The 22,160-nt window shown below is 65.1% G+C and carries 20 protein-coding genes; 7 read left to right on the forward strand and 13 right to left on the reverse strand.

Annotated elements, in window-relative coordinates; all coding sequences use genetic code 11:
* Nucleotides 1-109: 109 nt before the first annotated feature.
* From ACVDHI_RS18245 to ACVDHI_RS18275, 7 genes are all read right to left on the reverse strand, one after another.
* The gene (locus ACVDHI_RS18245) at nucleotides 110-1,447 is read right to left on the reverse strand and encodes a ferric reductase-like transmembrane domain-containing protein (protein WP_447212373.1); all 1,338 of its coding nucleotides are present in this window, start codon (nucleotides 1,445-1,447) and stop codon (nucleotides 110-112) included.
* 220 nt (nucleotides 1,448-1,667) lie between these two features.
* Nucleotides 1,668-2,921, reverse strand: coding sequence for a DEAD/DEAH box helicase (locus ACVDHI_RS18250; protein WP_447212374.1), 1,254 nt, complete (start codon nucleotides 2,919-2,921; stop codon nucleotides 1,668-1,670).
* Between the two features lie 111 nt (nucleotides 2,922-3,032).
* Nucleotides 3,033-4,499, reverse strand: a complete 1,467-nt coding sequence (locus tag ACVDHI_RS18255) for a GGDEF domain-containing protein (RefSeq protein ID WP_447212375.1) — start codon at nucleotides 4,497-4,499, stop codon at nucleotides 3,033-3,035.
* A 219-nt stretch (nucleotides 4,500-4,718) separates the two neighbouring features.
* Nucleotides 4,719-5,372 carry a DUF799 domain-containing protein gene (locus ACVDHI_RS18260; RefSeq protein WP_113069670.1) on the reverse strand — a complete coding sequence of 218 codons (654 nt, stop codon included), beginning with the start codon at nucleotides 5,370-5,372 and terminating at the stop codon, nucleotides 4,719-4,721.
* Entirely contained in the window at nucleotides 5,369-5,728 is a 360-nt protein-coding gene (locus ACVDHI_RS18265; protein WP_010672939.1) for a DUF4810 domain-containing protein, read from the reverse strand. The genes ACVDHI_RS18260 and ACVDHI_RS18265 overlap by 4 nt, the downstream gene beginning before the upstream one ends.
* Before the next feature lie 11 nt (nucleotides 5,729-5,739).
* The gene (locus ACVDHI_RS18270) at nucleotides 5,740-6,411 is read right to left on the reverse strand and encodes a CsgG/HfaB family protein (protein WP_266137034.1); all 672 of its coding nucleotides are present in this window, start codon (nucleotides 6,409-6,411) and stop codon (nucleotides 5,740-5,742) included.
* 89 nt (nucleotides 6,412-6,500) lie between these two features.
* The gene (locus tag ACVDHI_RS18275; protein ID WP_104451816.1) at nucleotides 6,501-7,409 is read right to left on the reverse strand and encodes a LysR family transcriptional regulator; all 909 of its coding nucleotides are present in this window, start codon (nucleotides 7,407-7,409) and stop codon (nucleotides 6,501-6,503) included.
* A gap of 246 nt (nucleotides 7,410-7,655) precedes the next feature.
* Here ACVDHI_RS18275 and ACVDHI_RS18280 point away from each other — a divergent pair, with 246 nt between their 5' ends.
* On the forward strand, nucleotides 7,656-8,882 hold the full coding sequence (locus ACVDHI_RS18280) for an MFS transporter (protein WP_323940381.1): 1,227 nt from the start codon (nucleotides 7,656-7,658) through the stop codon (nucleotides 8,880-8,882).
* Between the two features lie 7 nt (nucleotides 8,883-8,889).
* Here the strand turns inward: ACVDHI_RS18280 and ACVDHI_RS18285 are convergent, their stop codons facing one another.
* The gene (locus ACVDHI_RS18285; protein WP_010672943.1) at nucleotides 8,890-9,351 is read right to left on the reverse strand and encodes a hypothetical protein; all 462 of its coding nucleotides are present in this window, start codon (nucleotides 9,349-9,351) and stop codon (nucleotides 8,890-8,892) included.
* A 150-nt stretch (nucleotides 9,352-9,501) separates the two neighbouring features.
* Between ACVDHI_RS18285 and ACVDHI_RS18290 the strand changes: the two genes are divergently transcribed.
* Both ACVDHI_RS18290 and ACVDHI_RS18295 read left to right on the forward strand, forming a co-directional pair.
* Entirely contained in the window at nucleotides 9,502-10,410 is a 909-nt protein-coding gene (locus ACVDHI_RS18290) for an SAM hydrolase/SAM-dependent halogenase family protein (RefSeq protein WP_042015034.1), read from the forward strand.
* A gap of 380 nt (nucleotides 10,411-10,790) precedes the next feature.
* On the forward strand, nucleotides 10,791-12,686 hold the full coding sequence (locus ACVDHI_RS18295) for a PhoX family protein (RefSeq protein WP_447212376.1): 1,896 nt from the start codon (nucleotides 10,791-10,793) through the stop codon (nucleotides 12,684-12,686).
* Nucleotides 12,687-12,910: 224 nt separating this feature from the next.
* Here the strand turns inward: ACVDHI_RS18295 and ACVDHI_RS18300 are convergent, their stop codons facing one another.
* Nucleotides 12,911-14,860: a MacB family efflux pump subunit gene (locus tag ACVDHI_RS18300; RefSeq protein ID WP_447212377.1), complete on the reverse strand. Its 1,950-nt coding sequence runs from the start codon at nucleotides 14,858-14,860 to the stop codon at nucleotides 12,911-12,913.
* 2 nt (nucleotides 14,861-14,862) lie between these two features.
* Nucleotides 14,863-16,020: an efflux RND transporter periplasmic adaptor subunit gene (locus tag ACVDHI_RS18305; protein WP_447212378.1), complete on the reverse strand. Its 1,158-nt coding sequence runs from the start codon at nucleotides 16,018-16,020 to the stop codon at nucleotides 14,863-14,865.
* 148 nt (nucleotides 16,021-16,168) lie between these two features.
* On the opposite strand from ACVDHI_RS18305, the gene ACVDHI_RS18310 reads away from it, so the two are divergent.
* Together ACVDHI_RS18310 and ACVDHI_RS18315 are read left to right on the forward strand one after the other, a co-directional pair.
* Entirely contained in the window at nucleotides 16,169-16,849 is a 681-nt protein-coding gene (locus ACVDHI_RS18310; protein WP_010672948.1) for a response regulator transcription factor, read from the forward strand.
* A 14-nt stretch (nucleotides 16,850-16,863) separates the two neighbouring features.
* Nucleotides 16,864-18,183, forward strand: coding sequence for a HAMP domain-containing sensor histidine kinase (locus tag ACVDHI_RS18315; protein ID WP_408806436.1), 1,320 nt, complete (start codon nucleotides 16,864-16,866; stop codon nucleotides 18,181-18,183).
* 89 nt (nucleotides 18,184-18,272) lie between these two features.
* Here the strand turns inward: ACVDHI_RS18315 and ACVDHI_RS18320 are convergent, their stop codons facing one another.
* The 3 genes from ACVDHI_RS18320 to ACVDHI_RS18330 all read right to left on the reverse strand — a co-directional run bounded on the left by ACVDHI_RS18320 (nucleotide 18,273) and on the right by ACVDHI_RS18330 (nucleotide 19,685).
* Nucleotides 18,273-18,683: a DUF6515 family protein gene (locus ACVDHI_RS18320; RefSeq protein ID WP_010672950.1), complete on the reverse strand. Its 411-nt coding sequence runs from the start codon at nucleotides 18,681-18,683 to the stop codon at nucleotides 18,273-18,275.
* A gap of 1 nt (nucleotide 18,684) precedes the next feature.
* Nucleotides 18,685-18,978: a hypothetical protein gene (locus ACVDHI_RS18325; protein WP_408806434.1), complete on the reverse strand. Its 294-nt coding sequence runs from the start codon at nucleotides 18,976-18,978 to the stop codon at nucleotides 18,685-18,687.
* Nucleotides 18,979-19,124: 146 nt separating this feature from the next.
* Nucleotides 19,125-19,685, reverse strand: a complete 561-nt coding sequence (locus tag ACVDHI_RS18330) for a gamma carbonic anhydrase family protein (RefSeq protein WP_041994991.1) — start codon at nucleotides 19,683-19,685, stop codon at nucleotides 19,125-19,127.
* Nucleotides 19,686-19,906: 221 nt separating this feature from the next.
* Here ACVDHI_RS18330 and ACVDHI_RS18335 point away from each other — a divergent pair, with 221 nt between their 5' ends.
* Complete coding sequence (locus tag ACVDHI_RS18335) at nucleotides 19,907-20,548, forward strand: ribonuclease T2 family protein (RefSeq protein WP_103260771.1); 642 nt, start codon at nucleotides 19,907-19,909, stop codon at nucleotides 20,546-20,548.
* 201 nt (nucleotides 20,549-20,749) lie between these two features.
* Nucleotides 20,750-21,796, forward strand: a complete 1,047-nt coding sequence (locus ACVDHI_RS18340; protein ID WP_103260770.1) for an NAD(P)H-dependent flavin oxidoreductase — start codon at nucleotides 20,750-20,752, stop codon at nucleotides 21,794-21,796.
* The last annotated feature ends 364 nt before the right edge of the window (nucleotides 21,797-22,160 follow it).

The following is a 22,160-nucleotide window of genomic DNA, read 5'->3' on the forward strand; positions in this document are numbered from 1 at the left end:
GCCCCAAGCCTGTGTCGCCCGCTTGGACAATCTTGCTGTTTGCCGGCCCGAGTGCGCCTCGCACCGAGAAAAACGGCGCTGCCGATGGCTGGCTGCACCGGCTGGCCCGTCAGCGAAAGCGGAACAGCTCCCGGTGCAGCGGGGTGGCCAGGTGGGCATCCAGGCTCTGGGCCATGGGCTCGGGGCCGCAGAACCACACCGGGGTGTGCTGGCGTTTGCCCAGGGCGGCCAGATCCAGTCGGCCGCGCTCGGATTCCAGGTGCAATTGGTACTCGACCCCGGCCCGGCGGCACAGCTCGGCCAGCCGACCGTGATAGGGGGCGGCCTCGGCGGTGGGGGCGCATTGCAGCAAGGTGGTGCCGGGGCGTTTTTCACCGCGGCGTACCAGGGCCTCCAGCCAGGCGACGAAGGGGGTGATGCCGATACCGGCGCCCACCCAGAGCGCGGGGGCCGGATCCGGCAGGGCGAAGGCGCCATAGGGGCCGGTCACGGTGACCGTATCCCCCACCTTGAGGTGGCGGTGCAGCCAGCGGGTGTGATCCCCGAGGGCGCGCACCGCCAGGGTGAGGGTACAGCCATCTGCCGAGACATCGACCAGGGTGTAGGGGTGGGGCTCGCCGCGCCCGGCAAAGTCGAAGAAGGCGAACTGCCCCGGGCGATAGCCGTGCAGGGGCGCGGTGAGGCCAACCCGGATCTCCAGGGTGCACTCGTCCAGAGGGATGAGGGCGCTGACCGTCCCCTGGCGGCGTGCGTCCCGCCCCACCCGGCCAAACAGGGAGTAGAGCGCCCCCAGAGCCCCCAGCCCGCCGCCGATAAGCAGGGTCAGGCCGACCGGGGTCAGGGCGCCGATGCGCGGCAGCAGGCAGAGCCCGTGCAGCCAGCCCATCAGATAGATGACCGGAGCCAGCCGGTGAACCACCTTGAAGCGCTCGTAGCGCACCACCGCCAGCAGGCTTACCACCACCAGCGCCAGCAGCAGATAGAAACCCCACTCCCCCAGGGTATTGCCGAGGCTGTGCCACAGGGCATCGTTGCCAGCACCAGCACCAGCACCAGCACCAGCACCAGCACCAGCACCAGCACCAGCACCAGCACCGCGGCGCGCCGGCCGGGTCAGCCAGTCGGCGGCGACGGCCCACTTGGGGGCTTCCACCAGCAGCCAGTGTGCCGTCAGGGTGCCGGTGGCCCAGAGGGCGCTGCCGCGATGCAGGTGCAACATGCGATCCAGCCCGCCGCACCAGGCTTCGAGTCTGGGAAGACGCAGAGCTAGCAGCAGGGAGAAGGTCATGGTGCCCAGACCAAGCAAGCCGGTCAGGATCAGCAGCTCGTGGCGCCAAGGCCAGACGCTGGCGGGCCACTGGGTGAGGCCAGCGAGCCAGAGCAGGGTGAGGGTCAGGGGCAGGGCCCAGACGAGGGATGCGGGTTTCATGATGTCCTCCTTGTCCATGCCTCCATTGCACGCCTGCTTTGTGGCGAAAGTGTGCCCCCTTACTACCTCTTTTGTAGCAGAGTGTGGCAAAGGGTCGCCGGGTCAGGGCAAGCGGACTGAGGAGGAGGGCGCGGAGCAGAACAGGGGGCAGGAAAGCGGTTGGCGTCACCTCGCAGGCCTGCGTCTGGAGAATGGTGATGCTGGAGCAGCCACATGGCTGCCCCAGCAAACAGTCGTGTCAGGATTTTCGTCCCTTACCGCCCTTGTTGCCCGCGAGGGCCTGCTTTCTGGCCTTCTGCTTCTGGGCGCCCTTGCTGGCGCGGCGCGGCTCGGGGTCGAAGCGGGTGAGATCCGGCTCAAATCCCGGGAACCACTGCTGGGGCAGACGGGCGTCGAGCACTGCCTCCACCTTCTCTAGAAGCGGCGCGTCTTCCGGGCTGAACAGGGTGATGGCGAGCCCCTTGTTGCCGGCGCGGCCGGTGCGCCCGATGCGGTGGACGTAATCCTCGGGCTGATGGGGGAACTCCAGATTGATTACATGGTTGAGATCGCTGATATCGAGGCCGCGAGCCGCCACGTCGGTGGCCACCAGCGCCTGCAGGGTGCCGGCGCGAAACGCCAGCAGCACGTTTTCCCGTGCGCTCTGTGATAGATCCCCGTGGAAGGCGAGCGCATTGATGCCCCCCTTGCCAAGCTGCTGGGCCAGCTTGTCGGCCCCCTGGCGGGTGCGGCTGAAGATCAGCGCCGGTGCCCAGCCTTTCACGGTCAGCATGTGTTGGACCAGTGCCACTTTGCGATCGCTGTCCACCGCATAGACCCGCTGCTCCACCTCGGCCGCCGTGGTGTTGCGCGGTGCCACTTCCACCAGCGCCGGGTCGCGCAGCAGCACCTTGCAGAGGGCAAAGAGGTTGTCGTCGCAGGTGGCCGAAAACAGCAGGGTCTGGCGATCCGCCGGGATTTGCTTCAGCAGCGCCTTGATCTCGTCCATAAAGCCCATGTCGAGCATCCTGTCCGCCTCGTCAAACACCAGATGACGCAGTTCGGCCAGCGTGAGCGCCCCCTGGCGCAGGTGATCGAGCAGGCGGCCCGGGGTGGCGATGAGGATATCCACCCCGGCGTTCAGCGCCTCCACCTGTGCGGCGATGCTCACCCCGCCGTAGACCAGCGTGCTGGTGAGGTCGGTGCCTCTGGCGTAGCGTGTGACGCTCTCGGCAACCTGCACCGCCAGCTCGCGGGTCGGCACCAGCACCAGGGCGCGAATGGGGCGAGGGCCATCGCTCGTCGGGTGTTGCAGCAACTGCTCCAGCAGCGGCAGCACGAAGGCGGCGGTCTTGCCGGTGCCGGTCTGGGCCCCCGCCATCAGATCCCGCCCCGCGAGGATCAGGGGGATGGCGCTGGCCTGCACTGGGGTGGGGGCGGCGTAGCCAAGCTCGGTCAGGGTTTGCTGCAAGCGGGGGGAGAGGGCCAGTTCGGCGAAGGAGGCAATGGACATAGGGCACCAGTATTGGGGTTATCCCGCCCCGTGGCAGGGACGGAAACAATCAGCGTGGCGGGATGGTAACAGATAGCGGGGGCGCGGCAGAAGCCGGGGCGCTCAGGGGGCCTAATCGGCGCCCAGGTCGCGGACAAGGCGGATGGTCTGCCCCTGGTAATAGGCGATATTGCGTTTGCCGTGCTGCTTGACGTGATAGAGCAGATCGTCGGCCAGTTGCACCGCCTCGGCCACCGTCAGGTAATCGCGAATGCGGGTCACTCCGGCGGAGAAGGTGATGGGGGCGGGCAGTTCGGGGATGCGCAATGGCCGCTCCAGCAGGCGGGCGGCGGAGTGATGCATCATGTTGTCATCGTCCATCCCCTTGAACAGCACGATGAACTCTTCCCCGCCCCAGCGAATGGCGACATCGCCCTTGCGAATATTGGCCTTGAGGTGAGCGGTGAAGGCGACGAGCGCCAGGTCACCCACCCCGTGACCATGGGTGTCGTTGATGGACTTGAAGTTGTCGATGTCCAGCAGCATCAGGAAGTCGTATTCCTTCAGCAGGGCCTCGTCCAGGATGTCCCGTCGCGGCAGCCGGGTCAGGTGATCGGTCTGTGCCAGGGTGCGCAGGCGGCCATAGATGCCCCGCCCCGTCAGCATGATCAGCAGCAGGATGATGAGATAGAGCTTGAAGGCCGCCCCGTAGAGCACGGACCGGATGAAATCGCCGTAACTGTATGACCACTTGAGGTAGAGATCATTGCCTGCCTGAGTGCGCATCAGCGGCGTGCTCAGGCAGAGGTGGAACGGGCGGCAGGGCTCGACCTCTTCGAAGGAGAGGACGGTCCGGGTCGGATTGAGGCTCTCGAAGGGGTGCAGCACATCCTTGAACGCCCGGTCGACGGCGATGTCGATGCCCTTGAGCCCATAGCGGTAGTCCTTGATGGCGGGCTCGTAATAGACGAAGGGGAAGTAGAGGGTGATGGTATTCAGTCCGGTGAAGGTGTCGGTGTAGACCTCGGATACCCAGGTTTCATCCGTGCTGCAGGGGACATGGGTGGCCGCGAAAAAGGCGCAGCCGAAATAGTGGGTCCAGGGCTCGATGTCGCTGAGGTCGGTGTTGATGGGCAACAACTGGCTCGGCAGCATCCCCTTGCTGGCGACCATGCCAAGCATGCGGCGATCATCATAGAAGGCGTAGAGGTTGAGGACCTCGGGGTTGGAGATGACGTACTGGTAGGCGAGGAGCATCTGGTTGGCCGGGGGCAACACGGGAATGACCGCCAGGCGTTTCAGGGTGGGGAGATCATAGCCATAGGCATAGGCCGTCGCATCCCCGTTCTCGCTGAAGATGGGCATCTTGATGCTGCTGTTGTCGATGAAGGCGGCCAGTTTCTCCGGCGCCAGGATGCGGGCCCGCTGATAGAACACCTCGAACAGGTTGGGCTGCTTGGCGGTGATGAGCGCCATGTCGTGCCTGATGACGAAGTAGGTGTAGTTGCACACCAATCCGAGCCCCATCAGGGCCAGGCAGAGCCAGCCAAACCGGGTGAGCCATCGACGGGGGAGGAAACGCAGCAGTGAGGCGGCCATGGCGTGAACGCTTCCGTGGTGACAGAGGCCTTTTTTGTAACTGATTTTGCCGGGCATCACCAGATGAAGTTGGTGGGTCGTCACCCGGCATGCGCAAGAATGAGCCAACAATATCAAAAAGATAGACGATGAGGCGTCATGCGATGTCAGGCAGGGGAAAGGGGTGGCGACTGAAACAAGAGGGTATGGCGCCCTCTTGTGTGGACTGTGACGGGCGCCTTAGCGAGCCTGGTATTTCGGCGAGCGGGGGCCAGGGAGGATGCCGTTGGGCATGTCGGCACTGAGCAGCCTGACGCTGGTGATACCGGCGATTTCATGGCCCTTGTCGGTCAGGGTGTTGGCAATCTGATTGACCACCGCCACCACCAGCATGCCGATGAGGCCGCCCCCCGAATTGCCCTGCTGCTCGGCACTGCTGGCGCTGGCACTGCCTTCCCACAGCAGCTTGCCGGTGCGCAGATCCACCAGGCGGGCACTGGCGGTGACCACTGTCTCGCTGGAGATGACCAGATAGCTGGTGCCGTACTCCTTGATGTCAAGGTAGAGGGCGGTATCGGCACCGTAGATCTCGTGGAGCTTCTTGATGGGCAGCGCCTGGATGTCGGCGGGCTCGGTCACGCCGTTCTGCCGGAACGTCTCGTTGGTGACCGCCACCGGCAGCACGTAATAGCCGGACTCGGCGAGCGGATAGGTGATCTGGGATTGCAGGCTGGGGCCCGCCTTGATGTCCGGCGAGTGATTCACCGGCGGCAGCACCAGAATGGAGGTTGGTCTGCTCTCCTTGAAGTTGCTGTAGTCGTAGCCGGGGCCCTGTGCACAGCCGCCCAGGAGGAGGGTGCCCAGCGTGAGGGCAAGGAGGGTGCGCAGGGTCATTGGGTCTCTCCCTTCTTGTTGGACATCAGGAAGTTCATGAAGGGGGCCGATTCGGGGAAGAGGCGCTTCTCGGTTTCGAACTGCTCGCGAGTCTGGGCATCCTTGCCGAGCTGGGCGTACAGCATGCCGAGGTGAGCGTGAAAGCCCGGTGGCACAGCCTGCCCCTTGGCGCTCGCTTCTTGCTGGTTTTTCTCCAGCGCATCGATCTGCGCTTCGACCCCGGTGTCGTCACCCTGCATGTGCTGGTAAACCACTCCCTGATATTGATCCCAGTTGTAGAGCGTCTGCGGCCCCTGGGCGCAGGCGCTCAGCAGCAGGCCGCTGACCAGCAGCAGGGAAGGACGGAACAGCGTCATCTCGTCTCTCCTCATTGGGCCGGGCGCCAGGCACCGGTCTCGATGCCGTTCACCAGATTGTTGACGGCCTCGCGGATGGCGAGATCCAGCACCTTGCCGTTCAGGGTGGAGTCGTAGCTGGCGGTGCCGCCGAAGCCGACGATCTCGCGGTTGGAGAGTTCGTACTCCCCGGCACCCTGGGAAGAGAAGACCACTTCCGAGGTGGTGACGTTGACGATGTTCAGGTTGACCTTGGCATAGGCGATCTGTGACTTGCCGCGACCCAGGATGCCAAACAGTTGATGATCGCCGACTTCCTTGCGACCAAACTCGGTGACGTCGCCGGTGACCACGTAGTCGGCGCCCTTGAGTTGCTGGGCCTGTTGCTTGATCCCGGCTTCGGCCTGTATCTCCGCCATGTTGTCGCGATCCAGTACGCTGAAGCGGCCGGTCTGTTGCAGGTGGGTGATCAGCACGGTTTTCGCCTGGCTGCCCAGCCGGTCCACGCCGTCGGAGAAGATGCCACGCATGTAGCTGGAACGGTTGTCGAACTTGCCGACGGCGATGGGGCTGCGTGCGCCCTGATAGTGGCTCTGATAGGAGGCAACCTTGGGTACCTCCAGGGTGCGCGACGACTCGCTCGCACAGGCTGTCAGCAAGCCCGCCATCAGGATGACACTGGATGAAACAACGAACTTCTTCATGTAAGGCCCCGTTATCAAAGGAAAAAACAGCGGCGGACTCTAACATGGTTCGTTGCGAAGAAAGTGCCCCGTATGGGGGGCATACCCGCTCAATCCCTGTGCGTTTGACAGGGGGTGGCGGAGGGCTGGGTCTGTTGCAGGGGCTGGAACACCTCCTCCAGGGCTGCCACCAGGGCGCGCATTCGGCCCGTCTTCTGCACGTCCGGGTGCAGTACCATCCAGATGTCGATGGGATCGTGCTGGTCAGGCAGCAGGCGCACCAGGGCGGGATCCTCCTCGGCGAGGAAGGTGGAGAGCAGGGCGATGCCGAGCCCCTGCCGGGCGGCGGCCATCAGCACCAGCTGGGCATTGCTCTGCAGGACCACGTTGGGCTCGTGGAGCGGTTCGCCGCACAGACTCAGCCAGTGACGGGCCACCAGCTCTCTGGGAAAGAGCAGCAGGTCGTGCTCTTGCAGTGCCTGACCCGAGCGGGGCGTGCCTCGCCTGGCCAGGTAGTCGGGAGAGGCGTAGAGCCCCATCTTGATGGTGGCGAGCCGTTTGACCACGAGATCTCCCTGCTCGGGGCGCACGCTGCGAATGGCGAGATCCGCCTCCTGATTGGGGATGTCGCTCACGCTGACGGCGGTCAGCAACTTGAGGCGGATGCCGGGGTGGCGCTGGCGCAGCAGGGTGAACGCGGGCAGCACGAAGCCCTGGGCCAGGGTATCCGTGGTGGCGATGCAAACCTCCCCTTCCAGCTCCCCCAGGCTTGCGGTGCGCATCATGGCCAGGGCCGCCTGCGCCATGGCCTCGGCCTGGGGCTGCAGCGCTTCCCCCAGGGGGCTGAGCCGATAGTGTCTGGGGGTGCGGATAAACAGCTTGGCCCCCAGCTGCTGCTCGAGCAGGGTGATCCGCCGCCCGACGGTGGCCTGATCCACCCCGAGCTCGAGTCCGGCCTGTCGCAGGCTGCCCCGCCGTGCCAGGGCCAGGAAGAAGCGGGCATCGTCCCAGTTGATCATGCTTGCTCCTCACTCAAGCAGAACGCCCGATTGGCGCCGCAATATTAGATGCCAGCGGGGATGGCAGCACAAGGGGATAGACCGGGTCCGGTGCGTGCCTGCGGCTCCCCGGCCAAGGGCGCGCGCCACCTCGACGTGATGCAGGATTGAGTCGGCGTGATGCAGAACTGCCGCAGTCCGGGGTGGGCGGGATCGCTATGATGTCGCTCCCGATTGCGGTTTCATTCGTCTGCCACTGGAGTGTCCATGTCTGTCTCAAGCGTCCCGGCTTGCGAGCCAGGTCAGATTGTCCATCCTCGTCTGCGCTGGTTTCTCTCCCTCGCCCTGATGTCGGCCCTGCTCAACAGCAGCGTGCCTACCCCGCTCTATCCCCATTACCAGGCGGCGCTGGCTCTAAGCGATCTCGGCCTCAGCCTCATCTATGGCGGCTATGCGGGGGGCGTGCTCATCGCCTTGTTCGGGGTGGGCAATCTGGCGGGACGAGTGGCGGATCTGCGCACCCTGATCCTGCCTGCCCTGGTGGCGGTCGGGGGCGGGGCCCTGCTCTTCTCCCTGGCCGACAGCTTCTGGGCCCTTTTGCTGGCGCGGCTGCTGGCCGGGATTGGCACGGGCAGCCTGACCGGCGCCGCCAATGTGGCGCTGCTGCGTTTTGGCCCCAGGGATGGGGGCAAGCGGGCGGCGCTGAGCGCCACATTGTCTTTCACCGCCGGGCTGGCCCTTGGCCCCGTGTTCAGCGGGCTGGCGCTGCAGCAGGATCTCTACCCGACCACGCTGCCGTTTTTGCTGATCCTGGGGATGGCGGCCTGCGCCATCGGGGGGCTGGTGTTGAGCTGGCCCAAAGGGGTGAGGGCGACGGAGGCCGCCCCGAGCGGGCAGAGTGGCGGCTCCCTGGGAGAGGGGCTCAGGGCCACGGGGGCCGGGTTCTTCCTTTGCGCCCTGGCGCTCTTCACCGCCTGGGCGGTGGCGGCCAGCTTGCTGGCCATGGGTCCCAAGGTGGTGAGCGAGATGCTGGGCATGACGGATCTGGGGCTGTTCGGCTATCTTGTCGCGGCCTATCTGGTCTTCTCCGGGCTTTGCCAGCTCTGGGCCCGTCGCCTCGATGCCCGCCATACCCTGCAAAGCGGCGTGCTGGCCCTGGCGCTGTGCGTGCTGCTCTTTGCCGGGGCCGTTCACGGCCTGCCCAGCTGGCTGGCGGGACTCGGGCTGCTGGTGGCGGGCTATGCCCAGGGGGCCGTGTTCGTGGGCAGTGCGACCCTGATCAATCGCATCGCGCCCCCGGCCAGCCACGCGCGGCTGCTCTCCCTCTTCTATGTGATCGCCTATGTGGCGAACTGGGTACCCGTGTTGCTGGGCTGGGTGAGCGACGGGGCCGGTCTTGGCGTCGCGCTGGATCTGCTCTTCGTCGGCAGCACCCTGACAAGCCTGGGGCTGGCCTGGGCGGTGTCACGGCATCCCTTCGAGCCCGCTGTGTGACAGGGCATCACCCATCGACCAGGACGACGCTCCCGGCATCCAGGTGGTGCATCCACTCTCGCAGGATCAGCAGGGCTGCTGCGATGCGCCTCTCCCTCGGCAACTGGGCCGAGGCCAGGGGATCCCCCTCCACCATGGCGGCAAGCTGGCCGAACAACCGCTCAATGTTTTCCCGGCTCTGCACCCGGTTGCCGAGCACCTCGGCCAGGGGCTCCGGGCTTTGCAGGTGCAGCACGGGGTGGGGCGGGATCCGTGCCGCGAGGGGCATCAGCACATCCTCCACCACCATGATGGCCTGCTCAAGCTCCAGGGGCGTCGGTGGATCCCGGCGAAAGGGTCCCGGGGTCAGGGCATCGAGCCCCAGTGTCAATGCAAATGTCTGGCTGGTGCCATCGGCCGCGGTGAGCGCGACCTGGCTTCGGGTATTGCCCAGGCTCAGCAAAATGGTGTCGTGATGCTCTCTGGTCATCTGATGTGCTCCCGGCGTTGGATGCCCCATGGATACACCCGCACGGGGCGGATTGGCGAGTCATTTCGCCCCCCATTCGGGCATCGGGGGTTGCAAAGATCGCCACGAGTGGCAATCTGGACGTCCAAACGTCTTTAAAGGAGCCCTGACATGGATATTCGTATCGTCCCCCGCGCCCTCGTGCTCGCCCTCTCTCTGGTGGGGGCGAGTGCCCTTGCCAACGAGGCCCTGGTGTTCCAGACCGACTTCGGTCTCAAGGATGGCGCCGTCTCGGCCATGAAGGGGGTCGCCTTCGGGGTGGACCGCACCCTGCCGCTCCATGACCTGACCCACGAGATCCCGGCCTACAACATCTGGGAAGCCTCCTACCGCCTCTATCAGACCCTGCAATACTGGCCCGCGGGTACCGTCTTCGTCAGCGTGGTGGACCCCGGTGTCGGCACCGAACGCAAGTCGGTGGTACTCAAGACCAGGAGCGGCCACTACATCGTCAGCCCTGACAACGGCACCCTGACCCTGGTGGCGGAGCACTTCGGCATCGAGGCGGTGCGCCAGATAGACGAGAAGACCAACCGCCTCAAGGGCTCCGAGAAGTCCTACACCTTCCACGGCCGCGACGTCTACGCCTACACCGGCGCGCGCCTCGCCTCCGGTGCCATCAGCTTCGAGCAGGTGGGGCCTCTGCTGCCCGCCGAGGTGGTGACCATCCCCTATCAGCCGGCGGTGGCCGAGCAAGACGGTACCCTCAAGGGCACCATTCCGATCCTGGACGTGCAGTACGGCAACGTCTGGACCAATATCGACGACAGCCTGCTGACCAAGGCGGGTATCCACAAGGGGGACAACGCCTGCATCAGGATCAGCGAAGGGGATGCGCTGAAATACGAGGGCAAGGCCCCCTACGTCAGCAGCTTTGGCGATGTGCCGGAGGGTCAGCCCCTGGTCTACCTCAACAGCCTGTTGCAGGTGTCGGTGGCCCTGAACATGGACAGCTTCGCCGCCAAACACCAGGTGCAATCCGGCGCCAACTGGCATATCAGCCTGAAGAAGTGCAACTAGACGCTGCCAGCGGGTGCTATCCGGTACAAACGGGCATAGCAGCCTGAAGAAGTGCAACTAGACGCTGCCAGCGGGTGCAATCCGGTATAAACGGCATATCAGCCTGAAGAAGTGCAACTAGACGCTGCCCGCGGGTGCTATCCGGTACAAACGGGCATAGCAGTCTGAAGAAGTGCGGATAGGGTTCAACCCTTCTGTCGGCGACATGTCTTTCGGGGCGGTGGGACTGGTGTCCACCGCCCCTTCTCTTTGGCGATGGCGTCTTGCCGGGCCAGCCGGTTATCTCATCATTTGTCATCCTTGCTTAATAAAGCGCTGCCATGCTGTGGCCGGACGCCGTGATGACGCAATGATTGCGCCGAGATAACAAGGAAAAGCCGATGAGCCGTTTTGACGAGAAAGACAGTGCCAACCACCCCCGCGAGCAGGAGCCGGCGTTCAACCGCCTCATTGAGGCGGATCTCAGCCGCCGTGGCTTCCTCAAAGGGGTGGGCGCCGCCAGCATGGTGGCCTTCTTTGCCGCGAGCCCCGTGGCCCAGGCCGTGGCCGCCGCCACCCGGCCGCTGCTTGGCTTCCAGGCCGTGCCCGCCTCGGTGGCCGACACCATAGTGGTGCCGCCCGGCTACAAGGCCGAGGTGCTGATCGCCTGGGGAGATGCCCTCTTCCCCGACGCCCCCGCCTTTGCCCAAAGCAACGACGCCAAGGCCCAGGCCCGCCAGTTTGGCGACAACAACGACGGTATGAGCTTCTTCTCCCTGGGCCCGGATCGCGCCCTGCTCGCCGTCAACAACGAATACACCAACTACGAATACCTGTTTGCGGATGGCGGCAAGACCCTCAGTGCAGAGGCTGTCGCCAAGGCCCAGGCGGCCCACGGGGTTTCCCTGGTGGAGCTGGTGCGCATCGATGACAAGTGGCAGGCCAACCCCAAGGGGGCCCTCAACCGCCGCATCACCGCCACGACCCCCATGACATTGAGCGGCCCGGCGGCGGGCCATGCCCTGCTCAAGACCCAGGCCGATCCCGAGGGGCGCACCGCCCTTGGCACCTTCAACAACTGCGCCAATGGCCAGACCCCCTGGGGCACCTACCTCACCTGCGAGGAGAACTTCAACGGCTACTTCGGCAGCGAGGGCAAGCCGGCGCTGGACCAGCGCACCGCCCGCTACGGCTTGGCCGCCGAGGATGCGGGCTTTGGCTGGCACAGGTTCGACGAGCGCTTCGATCTCGCGAAGCATCCCCAGGAGCCGCACCGCTTCGGCTGGGTGGTGGAAATCGATCCCCGCGATCCCGCCTCCACCCCGAAGAAGCGCACCGCCCTTGGCCGCTTCAAGCATGAGAATGCGGCCTTCACCGTCAACCAGGATGGCCGCGCCGTGGTCTACCTCGGCGATGACGAGCGGGGGGAGCACATCTACCGCTTCGTCTCGAAGAACAAGGTGGCGCCGGGCAATGACCCCGCCAACCGGGATCTGCTGGACGAGGGCACCCTCTATGTGGCCCGCTTCGAGGCGAGGGAGGGGGAGCTCAAGGGCTCCGGCCAGTGGCTGCCCCTGGTGTACGGCGAGCATGGTCTGACCCGGGAGAACGGCTTCGCCGATCAGGGGGAGGTGCTCATCTTCGCCCGGGAGGCGGCGACCCGGCTCGGCGCCACCACCATGGACAGGCCCGAGTGGGTGGCCGTGCATCCCCACAGGGCCGAGGTCTACTGCACCCTGACCAACAACAAGAACCGCGGCATCAAGGAGAACCAACCTCTCGATGGGGCCAACCCCAGGGCCGAGAACCCCTATGGCCAGATCATCCGCTGGCGCCCGATGGGGGACGATCACGGGAGCGATCGCTTCGAGTGGGATCTCTTCCTGCTGGCGGGCAACCCTGGCGTGCACAAGGAGGGGCTGATGGCGGGCAGTGCCAACATCCATCCGGACAACATGTTCAACAGCCCGGACGGCATCGGCTTCGACGAGGCGGGGCGGCTCTGGATCCAGACCGACGGCGACTACTCCAACGAGAAGCAGTTTGCCGGCATGGGCAACAACCAGATGCTGTGCGCCGATCCCGCGAGCGGCGAGGTGCGCCGCTTCCTGACCGGCCCCGTGGCCTGCGAAATAACGGGCCTCACCTTCACGCCAGACTGGCGCACCCTGTTCGTCGGGGTGCAGCACCCGGGTGAGGAAGGGGCTCCCTCCCATTTCCCGGACGGCGGCACCGCCATTCCCCGCTCCGCTGTGTTGCGGATCACCCGGGACGATGGCGGCATCATCGGCGCCTGATGGCCCGGGATAACCGCCTGGCCCGTGATGACAAGAGCCGCCTTCGGGCGGCTTTTTTTGTGGGTGTGGCGGGCGGGAGACAAAAAAAGACCGGGTACGGGACCCGGTCAAAGAACCCGCGCATTCAGGGAAGAAGTGCGGGCGTTCAGGCTTGGTGGCGGGGCCGGGCATCGGCCCCTGATCCGGTGTCGGGGTGAGTGGCGTCCCCCCGGCGTCAATGCGGGCTATTCGCGCTCCAGTGCGTGGATGGGATCCAGCCTGGCGGCCCGGCGGGCCGGGGCGAAGCCGAATATTACCCCGATCAGGCTGGCGCAAAGGCAGGCCACCGCCATGGCGGCAAGGGAGTAGCTCATCCGGACGCCGCTGCTGAAGTGGTCGAACAGTTGGCCCAGCATCAGGGAGAGGACGATGCCGAGCACGCCCCCCAGCAGGCAGATCAGCACGGCTTCAATAAGGAACTGCTGCTGGATGTCCCGGGTCCGTGCGCCGACCGCCATCCGCACCCCTATCTCCCGGGTGCGCTCGGTGACCGAGACCAACATGATGTTCATCACCCCTATGCCCCCGACGATCAGGGAAATGAGGGCGATGAGGGCGATCAGCGTGGTCAGGGTGGCGCTGGTCTGGCTGATGGTCTGGCGGATGCTGTCGGTGTTGAGCAGGAAGAAGTCCTGGCTGCCGTGGCGCAGGGTGAGCAGGCGGCTGATGCCGTCCTGGGCGGCGTCCAGGCTCACCTCGTCCCGCACGCGTACGCTGATGCTGCGCAGATGGCTCTGCCCCAGCATGCGGCTCATGGCGGTGGTATGAGGGATCCAGACGTTGAGGGTCTCGTCGCTGCCAAAGCCGCTCTGGTTTTTGATGGCGACCCCGATCACCCGGCAGGGCAGATCCCCCAGCAGGATCACCTGGCCCAGGGGGGACTGGGTCGGGGCGAACAGCTTGTCCCGGGTGTGCTCGTCGATCACCACCTCCTGGGCCAGGCTCTCCTCGCTCTGGCGATCAACGCCCATGCCCTGGGCCAGGCGATAGCCCCTGACCTGGAAGAACTGGGCGCCGACGCCGTTGATGGTGCCGGAGACGGCGGTGCTGCCAAGGCGCAGGGTGGCGCTGGTGCTGAGGCTGGGGGTGACGCTGTGCACGTAGTCCAGCCGGGCGATGGCCTCGGCGTCCCCGATCCGCAACGTCTGTATGGTAGCGGAGCGCATGTCCCCGAAGCCGCGGCCGGGGAACACTTCCAGGGTGCTGGTGCCCATGGCGTTGATGTTCTCCAGCACCCGCTCCCGGGAGCCCTGGCCGAGGGCCACCACGGTCACCACCGAGGCGATGCCGATGATGATGCCGAGCATGGTGAGAAAGGTGCGCAGCCGCTGGGCGACCATGGCCTTGAGCGCCATCTGCAGGGCATTCCCGAGCCCCGCCATCAGCGGGGTCTTCCCCCTGGCGGACGTCTTGGTGGCGGCCTGGGTCGCCTGGGAAAGGGCCAGTGGCTCGCGGGTGCGGCGATCGGCGATCACCCGGCCATCTTTCAGTTCGATGATCCGCTCGGCGTGGCGGGCGATGTCCATGTCGTGGGTGACGATCACCAGGGTGTGGCCCTGGCGATGCAGAGCTTGAAGGCTCGCCATCACCTCGGCGCCGCTCTGGCTGTCGAGGGCCCCGGTCGGCTCGTCGGCCAGGATCACCTCGCCGCCGTTGATGAGGGCCCGGGCGATGCTGACCCGCTGCTGCTGGCCGCCGGAGAGCTGGCTTGGCTTGTGTTCGAGCCGGCTGGCGAGGCCGAAGCGGGTCAGCAGGGCCTCGGCCCGCTGGCGTCGCTCGGCCGGATCCAGACCGGCGTAGAGGGCGGGCACCTCCACATTGGTGCGGGCATCGAGATCCGCCAGCAGGTGATAACGCTGGAAAATGAAGCCGAAGTGCTCCCGGCGCAGGGCGGCGAGCTCGTCCCGGCTGAGGGTGGCAGTATCGCGCCCGGCCACCAGATAGGCCCCCTCGCTCGGCTGATCCAGGCAGCCCAGCAGGTTCATCAGGGTGGATTTGCCGGAGCCCGAAACGCCGACGATGGCCACCATCTCTCCACGGGCGATCGCCAGATCGATGCCATCGAGCACGGTGACGGTGCGCTCACCCTCTTTGAAGTGGCGGCGGATGCCCCGCAGTTGCAACAAGGCGCCCATGGTCACATCCCCATGGGGGGCGGCATGCCCCCGGCGGCGTCGCTCTGGCCTGCGCTCACTTCGCTGACGATGACCCGCTCACCGGTGCTCAGGCCCGACAGGATCTGGGCATCCACCTTGTTGTTCAGGCCGACCCTGACCCGGCGCAGGCTGATCCGGCCTCCGTCGTCGACCACCCTGACCTGATCCCCCTGCAGGGCGATGGCCGGGATCACCAACGCATCTTTGAGCCGGGCGACCACCAGATAGACCTGGGCCGTCATGCTGATCCTGAGCTGACCGTCCTGGTTGGGCACCTCGAACAGGCCGTGATAATAGATGGCACTGCTGTCGCTGCTGCTGGTGGTGTCGTCGTCATTGATGGTGTCGGGGGCGGGCTCGATGGCCCGCAGGGCTCCCTCGAAGCGGCGCTGGCTGTTGCCAAGAATGGTGAAATAGACCGGCATGCCGACCCGGACGTTGATGACGTCGGCCTCGGAGATCCTGGCCTCCACCGTCATGGTGTCGAGCTGGGCGATCTTGAGCAGGGTGGGGGTGCTCTGGCTGGCGTTGAGGGTCTGCCCCTCCTCCACCGGCACGGCCACCACGGTGCCGGAGAGGGGAGCGAGGATCCGGGTATATCCCAGGTTGACCCGGGCGGTGTCCACTGCGATCTCGGCCTGCACCCGCTGGGCGTTGAGGGCCCGAATATCGGCCAGGGTCTCGTCCAGGGTCGCCTTGGCGCTGTCATGGTCGGCCGTGCTGCCAAGGCCTCTTGCGACGATCTGCCGCTGGCGCTGGTATGCCAGGCGGGCATTGCGAAGGGTGGCCTCTTTGGAATCTAGCTGGGCCTGGAGGTTGTCGCGCTGGGCCAGGGCATCCTTGAGGGCGTTCTGCTGGGGCAGATCGTCTATCTCGACCAGCAGATCCCCCTGTTTGATCTCCTGCCCCAGGGTCACGTGCAGCTTCTTGATCTGGCCCGACACCTGGGCGCCCACGCTCACCTGCTTGCGCGCCTTCAGGGTGCCGTCCGCCATGATGAGCTGCTCCAGATCCCGGGTCTCGGCACTGGCGGTGATGTAGTCGCTGGCGGGTGCCTTGGCTTGGGGGCGGCAGGCCAGCAACAGGGCGAGGGCGCACAGGGGCAGCAGCCAGAAGAGACGAGGGGAGAACGTGGGCATGACAACCTGTATCCTGAATGACGATCACGGCGGCACTCTACCCCAGAGCCGGGTTAAGGCTCTTTGCGCCAAGCGTAAGGGTTTCGTAAAAATGGCTGCCAAGTGTGTGGCAAGCGGCGAAAATGGCCGCCGACAAGGGAGACCGCATATGAAGATCCTGCTGGTGGATGACGATGCCGAACTGGGCGCCATGTTGAGTGAATACCTGGGGGGAGAGGGGTTTGATACCACCCAGGTGCTGACCGGAGGGGAAGGTGTTCACCATGCCCTCTCCGGCCGTTACAGCGCCCTGCTGCTGGATGTGATGCTGCCCGACTTGAGCGGCACCGAGGTGCTGCGCCAGGTGCGCCAGCGCAGCCGCCTGCCGATCATCATGCTGACCGCCAAGGGGGACAACGTGGATCGAGTGGTGGGACTCGAGATGGGGGCCGATGACTATGTGCCCAAACCCTGCTACCCCAGGGAGCTGGTGGCCCGGCTGCGGGCCGTTCTGCGGCGGGTCAACGAGGGGGGGAGCGCAACCCCCTCGCCGGATGCCCTCATCCTGGGGGATCTGACGGTCACGCCGGCCAACCGGGTCTGTCTCTGGCAGGGGGAGCCGCTGGAGCTGACCGCCACCGAGTTCAATATGCTGGTGTTGCTGGTGCGAGCACCGGAGCAGGTGGTTACCAAGGACACCCTCTCCCTGCAAGGGGTGGGGCGCCCGCGGGAGGCCTATGATCGCAGCGTCGATGTGCACATCTGCAACCTGAGGCAGAAATTGCAGCAGAAGGCGGGGGAGGCCGTCACCATAGAGACGGTGCGCAGCATAGGGTACAAGATACGGTGATCCTCAAGGGACGTTTGTTCTGGAAGATTCTGCTGGGGTTCTGGCTGGCCATCGTGCTGGTCAGCCAACTGCTCTGGCTCGGTTTTCGTGCCGAGCGTGCCCCCCCGGAAGAGCACCTGGCCCAGCAGTTGGCGAGCCAGCATCTGGAGATGGCGGCAGCCGTGCTGGCAAAGGGGGGGATCGAGGCTGCGACGGCATTGAGCCAGGCCATGTCTCCGCCGTTGCTGCAGATAACACTCCTCGATGTCTCCGATGCGCCTCCCCGGCCAGCGCCCCGGGCATCCAGGATGCCAGCCTCCAGGGAACCTGGCCCGGGCACCGTGCTGACACGCACCGTGATTGCCAGCGACGGGCAGACCTATCTGCTGCAGACCAGAGCGGACCCGCGCGTCCTCCCCGGCGGGCCGGCCCCCGGCCCCCTCTCCTGGCTCAACATTCCCCCGCCCATGCTCTGGATTGGCGGCCTGGGGGGACTCTTGTTCAGCATTCTGTTCGCCTGGCACCTGACCCGGCCCATGAACGCCCTGCGGCGCAGCTTCGATCGGGTAGCCAGGGGGGATCTGGGGGTCAGACTCTGGCCCGCTCTGCGCTGGCGCCGGGACGAGCTGACGGAGGTGGCGAAGGAGTTCGATCTCATGGTGGAGCGGTTGCAGCAGCTGGTCGAGGGGCGCGAGCAACTGCTTCACGACGTCTCCCACGAGCTGCGATCCCCCCTGGCCCGCATCCAGATGGCCATCGGGCTGGCGGAGCAGCGCCCGGAGAAGGCAAGCGACGCCCTGGCGCGGATCCGGCTCGAGACGGAGCGGATGGACAGGATGATAGGGGAGCTGCTGACCCTCTCCCGTGCCGAGCAGGGCCACGGGCTTGAGCAGAGCCACTACGACCTGCTGGCGCTGGTGGAGACGGTCGTCCAGGATGCCAGGTTCGAAGCCCAGCAATCCGGGGTCGAGATAGGGCTCGAGGTGGCGCTGGGGGAGGGTTGCCTCCTGCTGGGGCATGCGGAGCTGATGCGCCGCGCCGTGGAGAACGTGGTGCGCAACGCCCTGCGTTTCTCGCAGTCGGGCCAGATGGTGAGTGTTCGCTTGCTGCGCCTGGGCCAGGAGGTGCAGCTCTCCATCGCCGATCGGGGGCCCGGGGTGGAGGAGGGGAAGCTGGCGGGGATCTTCGACCCCTTCGTGCGCATCGGCTCACCCCGCATGGGCAAGGGCTACGGGCTCGGGCTCGCCATCGCCCGCAAGGCGGTGATTCTGCAGGGGGGCACCATCCAGGCGCGCAATCGCGCACAGGGGGGGCTGAGAGTGACCATGACGCTACCCCTGCATGACCCGTCCTGAGGTACGCGGCTCAGACCCGAGTGGGGTAAAACCCCTGTAATGAAAGAGGGGGCCAAGGCCCCTTGCTCGTATCTGTTCCTCCGTGCGATTCAGCGCAGCGCCGCTGGCGGCGGCACCTCGGTGTAGCGCCCGTCTATTTCTCGCAGGTAGTAGTGACCCTCCCTGACGTAATAGCGGCGACCATCCAGATCCAGGGGGATGAGCCCTGTCTCTGCCACCACCAGGACCTGAGGAGGCGGGGAGACCACCACATAGTGGTTCTCCTGCCGACGGTAGAAGATGCCGTCGAGCACATAGTAGGTGAGCCCGGCCAGCAGCAAGGTTTCCACCCCTCCCGGCAGCCTGTCGACGCGGTGGCCGAAGCCGGGGCCAGCCCCATGGCCGTACTGCGGGGCAGGGCTCTCCCATCCGCCCGGTCTGCCCATGTTCCCCGGACCCGCCATGGCGGGCAGGGCGATGGCCATGGCAAGCAGCCAGAGTGAAGGGCGGTGCAGACTCATCTCACTGCCCCTTGAGCGGCGCACCGGCGGGCTGGGGTTTGAGTGGCTGGGGCGGCAGTTCGCGCACGCTGACCGTGACCTCGTAGCGGGTATCCTGCTTGGCGGCATCAATGTTTTTGGACAGCGCCTGGACCAGGGCCTGGGGATCCGCACCCTGCTTGCTGGCGTGATAGAGCACGGAGGGGGGCGGTGTCATGGAGCCTCCCTGGCGGGCGCCCATCGGGGGCGGCATCTCGCCGGCATGAAGAAGCGTGGTGCCCAGCAGCAGGGCAAGGGCGACAGGATAGCGTGACATGATGATGACTCCATTGATGGGAACGCCCCCATCAAACGCGACGCGTGCGCCCGGCTCAACCACCTTTACACCCTCTTTTCGCCCTCTTTACAGTTGTGACAACGGGCGCCGTGGCGCCCGTTGTGTGTCGTGAACCGCTCGCCGGATCAAAACTCGTTGGAGAGCGCCTTGTAACCCTTGACGAGGTCGATGTTGGTGTGAGCCACATCCTCGGAGAACTCGGTGGCGTCCACGGTGACGCGCGGGATCTGCGCCAGATCGCTCTGCTGGTTGATGCGGGTGGTGGAGGGGACATAGAAGCCGGGGGGGATATCGCAGCCATCGACCACGGAGTTGTGGCGAACCACTGACCCTTCGCCGATGTGGCAGTTGAACAGCACGCTGTTGAAGCCGATGAAGACCCGGTTACCCACTTCGCAGGGGCCGTGGACGATGCTGCGGTGGGCGATGGAGCTGAACTCGCCGATGGTGACGGCAGCGCCGGATTTGGAGTGGATGACGACGCCATCCTGAATGTTGGAGTTGGCGCCGATGACGATGGGTTCCATGTCACCGCTCTCGTCCACTTCGTCTGCGCGGATCACGGCATAGGGGCCGACAAACACGTTCTCCTTGATGATCACCTTGCCACAGATGATGGCAGTCTTGTCGATATAGGCGGATTCGTCGATAACGGGCAGGTGACCTGAGGGATTCTTGCGGATCATGTTACGTCCTGTTGCTGATGAAATCGGGGAAACGTGGCGCGTCATGAAGGCCCGCCGGAGAGCCAGCTTACGCCTCTGATCCGGCAGGGGAAACCTTTTACTGGTCTGACCCACAGTGAGTAAGGCCATTTTGAGCGATTGTTCTTTGACTCCCTGTTATGGGAGCATGAGGGCGCAAAATGGGGCGCCACCGGGTGCAAAGAGATGAGGGGGAACGAGAGATGAAGCAGGTCATGGTATGGCTGGTGGGGTCGCTGTTGTGGATCTCCGCCGCCCAGGGCAAAGGCTATGCGGGGGAGTTTGACTATTACGCCATGGCACTCTCCTGGTCGCCCGAGCATTGCGCCATCAAGCCAGGGGATCGGGAGCAGTGCGCCCGCAAGCTGGGGTTCGTGCTGCATGGGCTCTGGCCCCAGTATCAGCGTGGCTACCCCGCCAGCTGCACCCGCGAGCGGTTGGATGCGGACATGGAGCAGCAGTTTGCCGGGCTCTACCCCAGCCGCTTCCTCTATCGCCATGAATGGGAGAAGCACGGCACCTGTTCCGGGCTGAGCCAGGAGGCATTTCACCAATTGGCCAGCGATCTGCGCCAGAAGGTGAAGATCCCGGCCGCCTATCAATCGCCGGAAGAGCCGCTGAGAAAAAACAGCTTCCAGCTCAAGGCCGATCTGGCGAGCGCCAACGAGTGGCTGGCCCCCGATAACATCACGGTGGCCTGCGCTGATGGGGGCCGCTTCCTGCGGGAGATCTACATCTGCATCAACCAGCAGGGGACGGATGCCGTTCCCTGCTCCGACGAGATGCAGAAGCGGGAGCGCCGCTCCTGTGGCCAGCCGGACTTCCTGCTGCGCAGCGTGCGTTGACACTTCACGTTCGGCCCTTCGCGGGCCGATGTGCCATGAACCTCAAGGAGCCTGATGGATGAAAGCCAAGACAGGATGTCTGGCCGGGAACTGGACAGGCGATATCGCCAGACGACGTGTCAGCATGTCAGGTGCGCTCTGCCGACTCAACCCGCCTCTGGCGCACAATCAGACTGACCATCAGAAACAGGAAACCATCATATGACGCTCTTTGCCGAACTGGGGATGCGCTATCCCGTCATTCAGGCCCCCATGGCGGGCGTGCAGGACAGCGCCCTGGCGATGGCGGCGACCAGTGCGGGGGCACTGGGCTCCCTGCCTGCCGCCATGCTGAGTGGTGCCGAGCTGCGCCAGGAGCTGAGCCGCCTCGCCGCCAGCGGGCCGGGCCCATACAACATCAACTTCTTTTGCCATCGGCAGCACGAGCCGGAATCGGCAGCGGAGCAACGCTGGCGCCAGGTACTGTTACCCTATTACGCCGAGTTCGGGGTGGATGCCGCTGCGCCGTCGCGAGCCCCCTCTCGGGCCCCCTTCAATGACGAGCATGCGGCCCTGCTTGCAGAGTTCAGACCTGCCGTGGTCAGTTTCCACTTCGGCTTGCCCGAGCCCGAATTGCTTGCCCAGGTAAAAGCCACAGGCGCAAAAGTGTTTGCCAGCGCTACCACGGTGGCAGAAGCGCAGTGGCTTGCTGACCACGGAGCCGATGCCGTCATCGCCCAGGGGCTGGAGGCGGGTGGCCATCGCGGCCACTTCCTGAGTGAGGATCTCAGCTTGCAGCAGGGCACCTTTACCCTTCTACCACAGGTAGTGGCGGCAGTGGATCTGCCTGTCATCGCCGCCGGGGGCATAGTCGACGGCAAGGGGATCAAGGTTGCCTTGACACTGGGGGCCAGCGCAGTGCAGATGGGAACGGCGTTCCTCTGTTGCCACGAGGCGACGACCTCGTCCCTGCACCGTGCGGCGCTGCAGGGGAGGCATGGCCAACACACCGCACTGACCAATCTGTTCAGCGGCCGTCCGGCGCGGGGGATAGTCAACCGCTTGATGCGGGAACTCGGCCCCCTTTCGGTGCTGCCGCCAGACTTCCCGTATGCCAGCGGCGCATTGGCTCCGTTGCGTGCCGCAGCCGAAAAGGCGGGTGACAGCGGTTTCTCGCCACTCTGGGCCGGGCAGAACATATCGGGTTGCCGCTCCATGGCGGCAGCCGAGCTGATCGCTGCTTGGGTTGCTGAGGCAGGACTGGTCTGAGCGTCACTTTGCGATTCTCTTCCTTTATATGTGGATTGATATGGTCAGCAACCCTTCGAAGAGGAGACGGGCAGAGAGGAACGGGAGGTAATAGGGTGCAGAATGAGCCCTTTCCGGGCTTGTCCTGTGGGTAAGTCTGTATAAAAACTGTGTTTTGATATGAATAACTAAGAATTGGCATTTTTTTGCAATTTTATTGCGATGAGAGCTTGCCAATGTGATCTATGTCTCTATAATGCGCCTCCATCGACAGGGCAAGCGGCAACGCAAACAACCCGGTCGGTAGCCTCGAAAAGCCTTTGAAAATAAGGCTTGACTCGAGAAGGCGGTTGAGTAGAATGCCACTCCCGCAGCAGCCAAAAGC

It is taken from the genome of Aeromonas sp. 25-248 (genome assembly GCF_053005425.1).